Source organism: Paenibacillus sp. FSL H8-0122 (assembly GCF_038005345.1).
Classification (GTDB): Bacteria; Bacillota; Bacilli; order Paenibacillales; family Paenibacillaceae; genus Paenibacillus_AQ.
Genome location: NZ_JBBOTB010000001.1, coordinates 2128708 through 2142616, shown reverse-complemented (window position 1 = coordinate 2142616; position 13909 = coordinate 2128708). Strand labels below are relative to the sequence as shown.

Annotated in this window: 11 protein-coding genes; 2 read left to right on the top strand and 9 right to left on the bottom strand. The window is 51.9% G+C overall.

Annotated features, from left to right (window positions below; translation table 11 throughout):
• Positions 1-105: 105 nt before the first annotated feature.
• From NSS64_RS09295 to NSS64_RS09260, 8 genes are all read right to left on the bottom strand, one after another.
• Positions 106-2685, bottom strand: coding sequence for a glycosyl hydrolase (locus tag NSS64_RS09295; protein WP_341139926.1), 2580 nt, complete (start codon positions 2683-2685; stop codon positions 106-108).
• Positions 2686-3162: 477 nt separating this feature from the next.
• Positions 3163-3720: a hypothetical protein gene (locus NSS64_RS09290; protein ID WP_341139925.1), complete on the bottom strand. Its 558-nt coding sequence runs from the start codon at positions 3718-3720 to the stop codon at positions 3163-3165.
• Between the two features lie 117 nt (positions 3721-3837).
• Positions 3838-5235 carry a M56 family metallopeptidase gene (locus NSS64_RS09285; protein ID WP_341139924.1) on the bottom strand — a complete coding sequence of 466 codons (1398 nt, stop codon included), beginning with the start codon at positions 5233-5235 and terminating at the stop codon, positions 3838-3840.
• A gap of 26 nt (positions 5236-5261) precedes the next feature.
• Complete coding sequence (locus tag NSS64_RS09280; RefSeq protein ID WP_341139923.1) at positions 5262-5621, bottom strand: BlaI/MecI/CopY family transcriptional regulator; 360 nt, start codon at positions 5619-5621, stop codon at positions 5262-5264.
• Between the two features lie 107 nt (positions 5622-5728).
• The gene (locus NSS64_RS09275) at positions 5729-7489 is read right to left on the bottom strand and encodes an ABC transporter ATP-binding protein (protein ID WP_341139922.1); all 1761 of its coding nucleotides are present in this window, start codon (positions 7487-7489) and stop codon (positions 5729-5731) included.
• Positions 7486-9228 carry an ABC transporter ATP-binding protein gene (locus NSS64_RS09270; RefSeq protein WP_341139921.1) on the bottom strand — a complete coding sequence of 581 codons (1743 nt, stop codon included), beginning with the start codon at positions 9226-9228 and terminating at the stop codon, positions 7486-7488. The genes NSS64_RS09275 and NSS64_RS09270 overlap by 4 nt, the downstream gene beginning before the upstream one ends.
• A gap of 281 nt (positions 9229-9509) precedes the next feature.
• Positions 9510-10604, bottom strand: coding sequence for a radical SAM/SPASM domain-containing protein (locus NSS64_RS09265; protein WP_341139920.1), 1095 nt, complete (start codon positions 10602-10604; stop codon positions 9510-9512).
• A gap of 9 nt (positions 10605-10613) precedes the next feature.
• Positions 10614-10892 carry a PqqD family protein gene (locus NSS64_RS09260; RefSeq protein ID WP_209869574.1) on the bottom strand — a complete coding sequence of 93 codons (279 nt, stop codon included), beginning with the start codon at positions 10890-10892 and terminating at the stop codon, positions 10614-10616.
• Between the two features lie 243 nt (positions 10893-11135).
• On the opposite strand from NSS64_RS09260, the gene NSS64_RS09255 reads away from it, so the two are divergent.
• A complete protein-coding gene (locus NSS64_RS09255; protein ID WP_341139919.1) occupies positions 11136-11888 on the top strand; it encodes a LytR/AlgR family response regulator transcription factor in 753 nt (250 codons plus the stop codon).
• Positions 11889-11890: 2 nt separating this feature from the next.
• Positions 11891-12589: a sensor histidine kinase gene (locus tag NSS64_RS09250; protein ID WP_341139918.1), complete on the top strand. Its 699-nt coding sequence runs from the start codon at positions 11891-11893 to the stop codon at positions 12587-12589.
• A 51-nt stretch (positions 12590-12640) separates the two neighbouring features.
• Here the strand turns inward: NSS64_RS09250 and NSS64_RS09245 are convergent, their stop codons facing one another.
• Positions 12641-13804: an MFS transporter gene (locus NSS64_RS09245; RefSeq protein ID WP_341139917.1), complete on the bottom strand. Its 1164-nt coding sequence runs from the start codon at positions 13802-13804 to the stop codon at positions 12641-12643.
• Between the last annotated feature and the right edge of the window lie 105 nt (positions 13805-13909).

Genomic DNA, 13909 nt, shown 5'->3' with positions numbered 1-13909 from the left:
ACACCTTCTTTTCAGAATAACACCTCCGGTATAATGTACTCCCCGCCAAATAACCTAATTTCATTAATTAGCGGAGAATGGGTCAACAACTGCGTTGGAGGGCGCTTAAGGCTCCATCCCCCACACCAGCTGCCCGTTCACATACCCAGTAATCTGCTCGTGATCGGCGAACTGGGTACCGGCGGAGCGGAAGGAGTAGTCGTTGGCCTGATTGTAATTGGACCAGTCTTGTTTAGAGAAGCGGGTCTGGAGCTCGGCGCTCTGGCCGGGGTTCAGGGTGCCCGCAGCGCTGGTGAAGCCAATCTCCAGAGCATAATCGGCACTGGCGGCCGGGGTGTCCAGCTTCACGAAGGTCCCGGTAACGTTGGCATTTCCGATGCTGGCCCAGTCGGTCCAGAAGCTTTGCTGCTGCTCGCCGTCAATCGTGTAGTAATACCGGAGCTTCACATCGCTGAGCTGGACCGGTGCATTCCCGGTGTTGATTACTTTGAACTTGGGTGCAATTCCATTGGTCGAAGCACCGGTGCTGCCGTTGTAGGCCTGGATGGTCAGCTCACCTGAAGGGAGCGGAACGCTGCTATCCTCTACATTCACAGTAAGCACAACCTCTGCTCCGCCGCTAAAATGAAAAGTGATCGCATGCGGGCCGAGCGGCAGCGTGGAGAGATAAGCTTTGCTCAGAACAACCGCAGTGTCAGTGGCCGTGTAATCCTGGCCGGATACAAGGGTGTAGTTCCCACTCTTCAGGCTTGTCAGCTGGTGCCCGTGTAAGGTAAGCGCTACAGATATGTCCTGTGCGAGATTCGCCGCCCGGTCAAACACCGCATGGTCTGGTGAGATGGCAGCGCCTGGTGTAGTATCGATGACTTTTACTTTTAACACGGGATCTTGGCCCTGATTGAAATCCAGAACGATCGAATGCTCGCCAACAGGCAGCGTTGCCAGGAACGCCTTAGTGAGCAGCAGGGTGTTCCCGCTTACGGTATAGTCCTCGTTCTCAGTCAAAATGGCGGTGCCGGAACGAAGGGCCGTTAACGTGTTACCGTTCAGATTCATAGTGACGGTCTGGTCAGTCTGATGCGCCGGAGCTTTGTCAAATTCGACCATGGATGGTGTAATGGTGGCGCTCGGGTGAGGGTTATTCCCCTTCAGATCAGGCAGCTCGTCGAGCGTAATGACATAGTCGCTCTGGTAAAGGGTGGTCAGCGTAGCCGGATAATTGAAGGCCGTGCTCATCAGATGCTCTCCGTACCACGGCAGGAAATAGAGCCAGCCCGCTTTTTCATCGGTCAGATTCTGCACGCTGGGAACGGTGTCGTTCTCGGTCATGGCTACCATCTTCTTGCCGCCGGTCAGATCCACCAGCTGATAAAAGGTCGAACTAATCGCATCCTCATTCGGCACGCCGGACAGTCCGTCATAGCGGTTGTAGATGGTGTTGTATTTATCGTAGCCGACAATATCCACCTGATCATCCCCCGGATACCAGGCCGGAGAAGTGCTGTACACATAACTGTTATAGGTCCAGATCAGGTTGTGCAGGCCGTAGGTCTCCGTAAGCTCGGTATAGAGCTGATCCCAGAGCTGCTTGTACACCTCAGCGCCTGCCGAAGCCCACCAGAACCATGCCCCTTCCCCGTTCAACCCGCCGTTGCCTTCTGCCTCATGATAAGGACGGAAGATCACAGGCACGTTGTTGTCCTGCAGAATCTGTAATTGTTCCGCCAGATCCTGGGTTGCGAGCTGCAGATACTGGTACTCTTTGGTTCCCGGAATGACAGCATTGGCGGTATTGAAGTTGGTCTCGGTTGGCTTGTAGGTGGCTTCCTTCCAATCCACAAATTCCCCAAGCTGGTAGCTCGTGAAGTCGCGCGGAACCGTAAGATGCCAGCTATTGGTCGCAATCCCTCCCTTGGTATTCACCCAGTCGATCATGCGGGCGGTAGTGCCGTCCTCCCAGCCATACAGCGGATTATAGTTCATGAGGTCAAACCCGCGGACTGCCGGATACTTGCCGGTCAGATTATGAATCCAGTCGAACTCCAGCTCGGAATTGCCGTCATTCCCTCCGCCGTAGATCTCCTGCTGGCCTGAGAGCATATGCTTCCCGTACACCTCTGTCAAATAATTCATCAGGAGCTGGGTTTCGGGCGTGGCCTGAGCATCAGAGAGAACGGGCTGCACAATCAGGGGGTCCAGGTTCGCATGGTCCACCGTGAAGGTGTCGAAGTAAGCGAAGCCCCAACCTGCTTTTACCTGAATGGTATTGCTGCCTTGCTTCAGCTTGTGATAACCGAAGTTGAAATCCTTCCATGTAGTGGTATAGGGCAGCATATACGAACCCTTGGCAGCACCGTTAACGATTAATGCCTGCTGTCGGCCGTCCGGGCTCAGCTCCTGCATATAACGGGTCGAGATCGTATACATGCCGGTTGCCGGGACAGTTACGGTGTAGGTTAGCGTACCGGAGTTCTGCATCCAGACAAAACCGCTTCCCGAATAGCCGGGCTTCGGCGTTCCGTAAATCTGGGTCGTCACTTGCAGATCCGGGGTGAGCTGGGCATCCTCGCTTTCGATGGTGATCAGTGCAGGGTCAGCGCGGGCCGCAGGCGGTGCAGTAAACCCTCCAAGCAGCAGCGTACAAGCCAGCAGCATTGTTCCTGTTCTTTTGAGCCATTTCTTCATTTTCTTCCTTCCTCCCCATGAACAAAATGGTAAAACCTTGGTTAACCTATCAGATCATGGTTGCGCTTTCATAGCTAAGATAGCATGTATCCCATAATTTGTAAATACAAATTAGTAAGTGTGCTCAACGGTATGAATTGCAGAGAGGAAAGAATGTTCAGTCTATCGCAAGCGAAGGGAATGCGGAGGGAATCTAGTGGAAAAAGTACAACTATTCGAGCGCCCATGGCGTACTTGGGGGGTAGCAGTTGGATAAACTACACTTAATTTGTCCAGATTCAGCGGATTTCATAGAATACATGGAACTAGGTGCCTTTTTTCCAACTGCTTCTTGAAAAGGGAACGGTTCGTCGGAAACAAGTGTTCTTTATCCAACTGCTGTGTTCTCTAGTGAGTGGATTGCAGGGAGGGCATTTGTCCGGCAGCACTCCGCGATTCTAACGGAAGCTTGTCCTACCAGAATCCGCCCTCCCCTGTTCAAGGAGCAAAAACCTCCGGGTTGTCGCTCGTCCAAGCACCGATGCAGCCGATCAGGCAGGCTGTGCAGCTTCTCAGCACCCGCCCGCGCAGGCTGTCCTCATACTCTAAGACGATATTGATGCCCTGCCCCCGCCAAGCGAGAATCCGGCCGGAGAAGCCGGGCCACTCACATTCCTCATCCATCGCGGGCTGGCCGTATGCCGCCATCGCCTGTACCGGAGAGGAGCTCATTGCAAGGCTCCCGGGAAGCAGCCCGGGATAAGGAGTCTTGATCCGGTCATCCGCTCCGGGCGCGAGGAACTGAACCGAACCGATAATCCATTCTTGCGGGTCCGGATGCTGGAGTCCGGTCAGATTCTCCAGCTTGGGCCCGCGGTACAGATCAATGCGTAGGGATGATTTTGCAGTCCAGATGATATCGTCGTTGAAATAGCTTTTTGGCACGGGCGGCAGTCTCCGGACACCGTAAGGCTTCAGCAGGGCCTGGATACGCTTGGGATCATACGGCTGGCCCAGCATTTCCACCAGTTGCTCGGAGGGTTCGTTCGTGATCATACCTGTCCTCTCCCCTTCACTTGTTCTTCTGTAATCCGCTCTTATTATAGCAAAAGCGCACTCCCAGATGAAGCTCAAGGAAGCGCGCTTACTTGCAGGTGCCATCCTAACGAAGGCTTAGTTGGCATTGCTGAATTTCAGCCCCTCCTTGCCCAGTTCAAAGCCATATGCCTGGGCCAAGGCCTGAAGCTCACTGTCATCCAGCAGCTTAATCTCCTTAACGGCATTGTCTTTGTCTCTGATGACCCGGAAATCAGCCGAGCCGTTCCCGTCATAGTAGAATTTGTTGAACTTGCCTTCATGCTGAAGGTCCGGGTCCATGAACAGGCGGATATGCTTGCCGTTGTAGAGGAAGCGGTCCTGGGCCTTGTCATACGTTAAGCCGTAGACTACGTAATCCTTCAGTGCATCGTAATTGAAATCGGTGAGAGCTCCGCTTCCATCCGACGAAGCCGCGGCCGCATCCGGCCCGCTGCTGTCTCCATTCTCCATTGCGCTCATTTCCGCAGCGCTGTCTGGTTGCACACCGCTCACGGCTCCGCTGGACTGCTCTGCGAACGCGGACACCGCTCCTGCGATCAGAATGAGTGAAATGGCCGCCGACAACACGGTCAATTTTTGCAATTTCATAATCGACACGATCCTTTCTTTGGTCGCATTCTTACTGAAGCCTGTATACAGGGGCGTGAACCCCCTCTGTTCTTCCGCCACTTCCAAGAGACATAACGCATAATCCGCCTTGTGCTCTGCACCCAGCTTACGGATGACTCTGGCATCACAGACCATCTCCAGCTCCCGGTTCAGATAGAAAACCATCAGCCAGACCAGCGGATTGAACCAGTGTAGGCATAGAGCCACGGACGCTGCCAGCTTCCATACCGTATCGAAATACCGGATATGCATATATTCATGGGTGAGAATATAATCCATGGCCTGTGCGTTCCCGGTATTCAGGGTCGTAGGCAGAATAATCTTCGGACGCCAGATTCCGCACGTTACCGGCGTATCCATCCGGTCAAATGTCAATATGGCAAGCTTACGCCGCAAGGGATGCCGGGCACACCAGGCCTCAATGACAGGCTCCCGCCTCTGCAGAGGCAGTGCAGTCCGCAGCTCTCTCTTGCTTCTGTAGAAGATTACCGCCAGGGTCATAAACAGTAGCGCCGCGCCGCCAAGCCATATGGCACCGAGAAGCTCGGGCCTCAGGAACGGCTGCTCAGGCTCCCCGTCTGCAAAGGCCGTGAACGCTATATCCCGGGCGAACATCCCTGTGTGCAAGGCAGAATGTTCCGGCAACTGAACTACGGCTGCTGTGTGCGTATTCACCTGATCGAGCGCAGCAGCAACCTCTATCTGAGTTGATAGGTGCGGAAGAACAGGCACAGAACCCGGAATCAGCAGTCTGGCGATGACAATGCCCCACAGGACCAGGAACAGCTGTCTGGGTAATTTGTGCAGGGTCACAGACCGCAGCGCGATCACAAGAACGATTAGCACGCTTGCTGAAATACTCATCTGTAGGATATCCATCATCTCTCGCCTCAGCGCAAGCTTTCCACGATTTGCCTCAGCTTGTCGATATCCGCTTTGCTGAGGTTCTTCTCATTGAGAAATGCCGAGAAGAAGATCTCCGCCGAACCGCCGTACATTTTGTTAATCAGCTCCTTGGTCTCATACGTCTGCACTTGCTCCTTGGCAATCAGGGCTGTGCAGACAAACCCGGGATCTGTCCGCTCGATGGCGTCCTTGGCAATCAGCTTCTTAATTACCGTATAGGTCGTATTCCTGTTCCAGCCTGTCTCCTGGTTCAGAATGGCGGCCAGATCCCCTGCGGGCAGCTTGCCTTCCCTCCATAGAATCTCCATGACCTTCAGCTCGGAATCATACAGCTTAATCTCCATGCACCAGCCTCCCTTCGTTTGACTACTGCAGTAGTCATACCTCAATACTACTCCAGTAGTCACCTAATGTCAATTATATCCTTTTAATCCTTGTTTATTCCATGTCATTAGGCATACAAATCACTCTGAGCTGTGTACATCTCATAATATTTCCCCCGCCGGTTCATCAGTTCGGTGTGCGAGCCTGCTTCACAGATCTCCCCCTGGTCGAATACATAGATGATATCGCAGAGCCGGGTCACTCCCAGACGGTGTGAGATCATGATCGTCGTCTTGTTCTCACACAGCGCCGAGAACTCTTCATAGATCTGCGTCTCCACCTTGGGGTCCAGGCTGGCTGTCGGCTCGTCCATAATCAGAATCTCTCTGTCCGCCCGGCTGAGCGCCCTGGCAATCGCCAGCCGCTGCCATTGTCCGCCCGACAGCTCCAGATCATTGTTCTCCAGCTGGCCAAGCTGGGTGTCCAAGCCTTGGGGCAGATGATCAATGAAGGCATCCATATGGAAGATCCGCAAGGACTGCTTCTGGAACGCTTGTCCGAAATTCCCCGCCCGGATATTATCCGCGACTGAGAACTGGTATTTAATGAAATTCTGAAATACACAGACCGTCTTCCTCCTGAACGAATCAATGACGTCAGCCAGCGGGTCTCCTCCGATCAGTACCTCGCCTGAGGAGGGCTTGTACAAGCCGAGCAGCACATGAATGAAGGTTGTTTTACCGCTGCCGTTTTCGCCCACTAAGGCAATTTTCTCTCCTTTATGAATCGTTAGTTCAATATGTTTCAGTGTAAGGTTCACGCTGCCAGGGTATTTGAAATCCACCTGCTTGAACTGAATAGTTGATGCATCTGCAAGCGTCTTATGCCCCCCGCCGGCATCCTCGGGGAGGTCCAGGAAATTCAGCATATCTTCCATATATAGCGTGTAATTGTTCATGGAACTGATTTTATTCACCATACTGCTCAGAGCACCCGTTATGGCCTGCATGGCTGTAATCACCAGCATAACATCGCCTATACTCATTCGATTATCTATAACGCCCAGGCAAGTAATGAGCAGGCAGATACCCAGCGCAATGTTCCGCAACAGATCGACGAGCGCTCCGCCCAGCGTATAATGCAGCAGCAGCCCGAACTTCTCTCTCCATACCTCGCTTCGGATCTCTTCCGTGCGGTCATTGAAATAATCAATCAATCCGAACATGCGGATCTCCTTGGCATATCTTCGGCTTGTCAGCACATCGTACATATAGTTCAACCGGCGCAGCGGCTTGCTCTGTTCAACCGCCTGGAAGTAGCTCCGCTTGCCCTGTGCATTCATCAGCAGCAGATAAGGAATGGTGGCAAGCACCGCGATTACGGGGAAATACCATTTAATATTCAACAGCAGCACTATAAAGGAGAACATGGAGAAGACGGGAAGCACGACAGACAAGGAGTTGTTGACGTAAGCCAGAATCCCCTTGTTCACGTTGGACTGGACCCGCTCCAGCAGATCATAGACGGCCGGGTTCTCCAGCTCTTCCATATCAATAACAGACAGCTTCTTGTTCACCTGTCTGATGAATTCACGGTTAATGTTATACTTCAGGCGATTATTAACATGCGCAGTAATATGCTCTATCCCTTCCAGGGCAATCTTCAGCACGGTATATCCAGCGATAAGGATCAGCAGCTTGTGCGTTACGGCAGATGCGGACTGGACGATAGCGAGGCCATCGATCAGGAGCTTATAGAGCCAGGCTCCAAGCGGGGCCAGCAATGCGCTGAGCGCCATAAGCGCCAGTGACAGGTACAGATCTTTGGTGCAGAACAGCTTAATGATCAGCTTGAGGTTGCGGACATGAACCAGCATTTTCGTTGTCATATGACCTGATCTCCCGTATCGTACCATTTGGCCTGATTGCTGAAGAAGCTGCAATATTCCCCCTTCAGCTGCATCAGCTCAGCATGGGTGCCTACTTCCACGATCTCTCCCTGCTTCATAAATACGATCCGGTCGGCGAGCTTGGCAATTCCGATCCGGTGGGAGATGAGTACAACACTTTTGCCGCGAAAATATTTGCCGATATTGCGGAACTGCTGAATCTCCGCCAACGCATCCAGGGAGGCAGACGGTTCATCGAAGATAATAAAATCGGCCTCGCGCATGAACGCCCGGCTGATTGCCACCTTCTGCCACTGGCCTTCCGACATCTCAATTCCGTCGGCATCGAATTTTTTGCCCAGAATCGTGTCCAGTCCCTTGGGATATTGCTGAATGACCTGGTGAATCTGGCCTTTCACCGTTGCTTCTGTGACTCTATCGTTGTCGTTGATACTCGCTACATCGCCCAGACCGACATTATCCCGGACCGAGAATTCGAATTTGGCATAATCCTGAAAAGCTGCGGTCGAGGTCTTACAGTAACTGTGGACGCTGCCTTCCGTCGGCTTCAGCAGACCGGCCATAATTTTGGCCAGAGTACTCTTGCCGCTGCCATTCTCACCGACAAGCACAATGCTCTCCCCTCTGCCGATGTGCAGATTAATATGTTGTAACACTGCGGACGAATTACCGTATGCAAAAGAGACATCATGCAGCTCCATCGCCATCCTGTTTCTGGTTAAGACCGAAGAAGGCTGGTGAGGAGTCTCTGCTGCTTGTGTCTCCGGTGTAATCAAATCTCTGAATTCCTTGATGTAGATGGTATTCTTGCGGGCTTCGGAGAAGAACTCGGCGAAGGAATTGACTCCCTCGATGATCTGTCCCTGTCCTTGAGTTAATACGATCAGCTGATCCAGGCTCAGCGTTGTCAGCGCCACAGCATAACACATCACCAGCAGCGTACTGTTCTCCAGGCCCAGCATCAGCCCGGACCATATACAGCCAATCACCGTCCATTTCAGGCTGAAGGCCATATTCATGTCTCTGATCTCATCGAATTTGGAGAGCCGCTTCGACTCCAGCCACTCAAAAATCTGAAAGCTCCTAATCTCCTTCTGGTTGCTCCGGTCTTGCATGAGACGGCTCAAATAATTCAGCTTGCGGTCCTCATGCTCCTGCCTCTTCATCACAGCGATATGTTCCTCCGTGTTGCGCTTCACGAAATAGTTATAAAGCAGCCCAAGCACAATAAAGGCCGCTACATATATAGCCCCCAGCCTGACAATAATCCATACAGACATGCAGAAGCCGGCAATGGACCCGAAGAAATGGAATACATCGTTAACGGCATTCGTGAGCTTATACCATAAGGTGTCCTTCGCCCGCTCGATTCGAAGCAGATAATCCGCCTGATCCAGCTTGTCTAAATCGGCCTGGGCAATAGCGGTGAACATCTGTCTTTGCAGCAGTGCGCCGACCTTATTCTCCAGCAATTCTATGAACAGCAGCGAAAAGGAATATTGGATATTCTTCAAGGAGTATACGAGGATATAGGCAATAATGAGGATGGCAATAGACATCACCCCGGACGGATGCCCAAGGCTGACGATGATCCGCCCGATCAGAAGCAGCTCTAAGGGCTGCAGGGCGTACATTAGGATATAGAGCAGGAGGATGGATACCATCGTTACCGGCTGTTGTCTGAAAAAGATGGACAGAACCCATTTATATTCCTTCAAGCGCTCCCCCTCCCTTTGTTAGACAAGAACATGATTATATGAAATAACCATGTTCTTGCCGGGTAATATGGAACTTGTTAAGTATGCCGAGGATCAGGGTTTACCAGTTTCCGCATTTAAAGTTTTTCTTACAGGAGTAGCTTCCGCAGTTAAAGGTTTTCGGGCAGCTGAAGCCATTAGTACACGCAGCAGGAGTGATCATAGAATCAGTGCTTGCTTTTTCAATCATAGGTCTGATATAGCTCATGTTCTCACCTCCCTTCAAGTCGCTGTCTGCCGGATTACTGCGGCACTAGTGCTTTTCTGTTCTTCTTCAGCTCAGAGACATAATATTTCGTTCTTACCTTGCAGCAGCCATCCGTATCCTGAATTGAGCCTCCGTTGGCTACTGCCAGCGCTACACACCCCTTGCCGCAAGTCCCATTCCATATACAGCTCTGGCATTGGTTCATATAATTCTGTCCCACTTGAAAGAACTTGACCAGGTTCACGAGTTCCTGAGATTCAAGCATGGAGGACAGGCTCGTCTGATTGACATTGCCGATGGCATACTGCGCGTCCGTGAACAATTGGCACAGGAACACATTACCGGAAGAATCTATTCTCGGTGTTAACGGAATCCGGTCAGCGTCTTCGGTCACTCCATTTAACAACGGGCAGGCTCCTGTAAAATCATCGGGCAGTGTGATCTTCATACCGCTGTCCATCAGCTTCACAATCTCTGGTTCCCGCTCCAGACGCTCCACCAGTGCCGACTTCTCCAGAATGTCCAGGTATAGGTTGTTCCGGTTATCTTCACTCCGGCCCAGGTTACTGAGGCTTGCGATCTCAGCCTGGGGAATCTTAAGCTCAGCGACCATCTTCAGCAGATGAACGATGTCATCCTTATTGAAGCCCGTAAGCACGCTGCGGATCAGGATACGTTCGCTCATGCCGGCATCGAGTAAATGCGTAAGGCCCCGCATCGTCTGGTTAAAGCTGCCGCGTCCGCATAATTGATCATGAATCTCCGCGCGTGAACCATTCACACTTAGCTGTATGGCCACTTTGCAGGCCGCGAATTTCTCAGCAACCTCCCGGGTGATATAGGTGCCGTTCGTGATGACCAGCACCATGCCGAACTGCTTCTTCTGCAGTGCCTCCATGAAATCCCAGAATTCAGGATGCGAGGTTGGTTCTCCCCCGGAGATGGTGATGCTTGTATCGGGATGATCCGGCAGATCATTAATAATGTTCATGAAGGTCGGCATATCAATCTGATCCTGCAGGACGCCGGATTCGTTATAGCAATGCAGGCAGCGCAGGTTGCAGTTTGAAGTGATCTCCAGGTAGCAACCGCCTAATCGAAAGCTCTTGGCTGGGGATAACAATTCCACACAAGCACCTCATTTCCTTATTTTCACGAAACCTCTCTGCTCCAGTTCTTCAAATGCGCCAATACAGTCCGTAATAATATCGCTTAATTCAAGCTGGTCCTTCTCCAGACACTGGTCATGGAGCATACCGGCAACCTCTGATACCGTTCTTCCATTGCAGTGCTCCCATAAATACTTGGCGGTCTGATTCAAGAAGAACATCTCATGATTACGGTCCATCACCAGTGATTCCTCACCAAGATCCTCATGGATAACATTGACTTTGGACAATAACGTGCTTGCGTTCATTCACTCACATCCTTACGGGAAATAACGGATTGTGTTGCTGGATAGCCACGGCATAACGTGATTTGTTTCACATTTGAATCTATCATTGATCTCTTCCATCTCTTCTGAATTCAATATAACGCATCCTTTCACTTTATGGAACATTATGTATGTTAATGGTATAATAAGGCATGCAAACGCATTCCCTGGTTCATTTTATTGCTAGTCTATGAGGGATAACGACATTTAAAAGGAGAGATCGAATTGTTTCATGTAGGCGTGTGCGATGATGATGCCGAGGTTCTGAGCAAGGTGAAGCAGTATTTCAAGCTGCTGTCGCTGTCGACCAACTATTCATTTGATGTCCACTGCTTCTCTTCCGGCGAACAGCTGCTGCAGCATTATAAAGCCATGCAGGGAGAATACACCTATCACCTGTTGATTCTGGATGTGGAAATGTCCGGGATCAGCGGAATTGAAACCGCTCAGGCTATCCGGTCTTTGCCTGACCGCGATGTGCACATTATCTTCCTGAGCAGCTATCCTGAATACATCATGGACAGCTTCGACGTTCAGACCTTCCAATACCTGCTCAAGCCAGTCCCCTATGAATTATTCCAAGACAAAATACTTAAGCTGTGCAGCTATATTCATTCCAGCCCGAACCGCTTCTTCACCATTAAGGTAGAGGATGATCAGGTGGTGCTGCGGCGGCCCGATATTATTGCTATTGTCAAAATTAAGCATTCCCTTGCCCAAAATAAGCTGAAGCTCATCACTGCCTCCCGGGAGTACCTCATTAATGGCACCTTGCAGAGCTATTCGGATAAGCTGGGCAATCCGTTCCTGCTGATTCACCGTTCCATAATTGTCAATCTGGAGCATGTCCGCAGATTCAACGCGAATTCCGTGGTTATGTCCAGTGATGAAGAATATCCTATTGGACGTTCCCAGTCGAAGGCCTTCAAGGATGTCTATGCCGGGTATGTGCTGGAAGAAATTCAAGGGAGAGGATAACGATGGTCTTATGGTTCAGGAGGAGGAATGAGGCTGCCCGGCTGGCGGAGTTGAATGGCCGTCTGCACAGACAGCTTGAAGCCCAGGAGCTCTGCTATCAGGATACCTTACATTCCTTCATGGACATCAAGCGAATCATTCATGATATCAACAAGCAACTGGTATACATACGCGCCTGTATTGAAGCAGGTCATGCGGCAGAGGGCGCAGATCATATTAACGGGATTTTGCAACAGATCGAGGCCTCCTGCAACACCATCACTACCGGCAACCTGGCGGTGGATGCCTTGGTCAGCCATGCGCTTAACCTCGCCTCTGACCTGAATATTGCCATGCAGCATAAGGTACAGCTCTCCGGTGCACCTGTTAACATTGAACACTACGATCTGTGCTTAGTACTTGGCAACCTTCTGGATAATGCCATAGATGCTGCGAGACAGGTCCGGCCGGCTCAGAACAGATCCATTCAGCTTCATATCCATTCGAACAACAATGCCCTCGTTATCTATATTGGCAACTCCATGGCCTCTCCCGCCAGCACAGCAACGCCATGCCGCCGGGCCCATCCTGAAATGCACGGAATCGGCTTAAGTACTATTCAACAGGTTACGGGCAAATACGGCGGGCACCTGAGAACCACCGTCAAGCCAGGGAAGTACGAAACGGTCGTTGTTCTGCCTTATGCGAAGACCGGAAGCTAAATACAGGTTGCCGCGCCGACTCGTATGGATCAAGAAGCCCGCACCGTCAGCCTATCCGTTCCTTAGAGCGTTGCTCTCGCGTGAGCTTCTGCCTATCATCAGTTGTACCGCGATCATAAGTACAGTGACCACAGCCATGCCGATCAGCGCGGGCTGGAAGGAACCCGAGGCATCGTAGATACGGCCAACCGCGAGCGGTCCCAAAGCTCCGAGAAAATACCCGCCCCCCTGATTAAGCGACGACCAGGAGCTGGCCTCTTCCGCCCGCTCCGTCATTAAGAGCGGCAGCATTAGAGCCAGCGGGAATAATCCACCGGCGCCAATGCCGAGCAGCACTGCGCTCAGCAGCGGTGAGGCTGAGCCCAGAAGGAGCAGCAGTCCGCTTAGCTCGAACAGACTGCACAGCACTAGCCATAACGTGCGCCGCTGGAATCTGGCCACAAGGATGGGCACGAGGATGCTTACCGGAATCTGTATCAAGGTGAACAGTGTGAGCAGATTGCCCGCTTCATGCTTGCTATACCCCATGGATGCTGCCACCGGCGCCAGCCAGGCAGTCAGCGAATAGAAGATACTAGCCATCAGTCCGAAGAACACGGTGAGCAGCCAGGCCCGCTTGTTCGCCAAGGGCAGCCGGGCATGTGCAGTCTGCTCCTTCAGCGGCTTGGACCGCGCGGCAATCCTCCACCAGACAGGGAGAGCGGCGAGCGACAAGACTGCCCATACCGCCAGGGACAGCTGCCAGGAATTGTCCAGCCAGGTATAGACCGGAACAGCCAGCCCGGCTGCGAGTGAAGCACCCATCACCATTGAGGCGGAATACACACTGACCATAGCCGAGCGGCCGGGAAAATGACGCTTAATGAAGCCGGACAGCAGGGGTCCGGCAATTCCGATCCCTACGCCTGCTGCCAGCGCCGTCAGAATGAGATCGGAAGATGAAGACAAGAACCCGCGTGCGGCTGTCGCCGCCCCGATCAGCACCATAGCTCCGAAGATCGTGCGCTCCAGACCGAAGCGCCGGCTGATGCTCACGGCAAGGGGTGCGAATATCCCCATACACAGGACAGGCAGTGTTGTCATCAGACTGGCCTGCAGGCTGTTCATCCCCAGATCACTCTGAATGTTACCCAGCAGTGGTGAGACCGAAGTGATTACCGGACGCATATTTAATGAGGCTGCCAGCAAGGCAACGAATAATAGTAAGAAAGGCATTTCCATCACTCCATATCAGTATTTTGTATTTAGCCTGAGTATACGGCGATGTCATATATTGATCAATACTATTGTTTATATTATTATAATAGTAATTGACTATGA

What these genes read in the sequence shown, in the direction of transcription:
- NSS64_RS09295 (WP_341139926.1), bottom strand. Translation starts at nt 2,685, where the DNA reads ATGAAGAAATGGCTCAAAAGAACAGGAACAATGCTGCTGGCTTGTACG.
- NSS64_RS09290 (WP_341139925.1), bottom strand. Translation starts at nt 3,720, where the DNA reads ATGATCACGAACGAACCCTCCGAGCAACTGGTGGAAATGCTGGGCCAG.
- NSS64_RS09285 (WP_341139924.1), bottom strand. Translation starts at nt 5,235, where the DNA reads ATGAGTATTTCAGCAAGCGTGCTAATCGTTCTTGTGATCGCGCTGCGG.
- NSS64_RS09280 (WP_341139923.1), bottom strand. Translation starts at nt 5,621, where the DNA reads ATGGAGATTAAGCTGTATGATTCCGAGCTGAAGGTCATGGAGATTCTA.
- NSS64_RS09275 (WP_341139922.1), bottom strand. Translation starts at nt 7,489, where the DNA reads ATGACAACGAAAATGCTGGTTCATGTCCGCAACCTCAAGCTGATCATT.
- NSS64_RS09260 (WP_209869574.1), bottom strand. Translation starts at nt 10,892, where the DNA reads ATGAACGCAAGCACGTTATTGTCCAAAGTCAATGTTATCCATGAGGAT.
- NSS64_RS09250 (WP_341139918.1), top strand. Translation starts at nt 11,891, where the DNA reads ATGGTCTTATGGTTCAGGAGGAGGAATGAGGCTGCCCGGCTGGCGGAG.
- NSS64_RS09245 (WP_341139917.1), bottom strand. Translation starts at nt 13,804, where the DNA reads ATGCCTTTCTTACTATTATTCGTTGCCTTGCTGGCAGCCTCATTAAAT.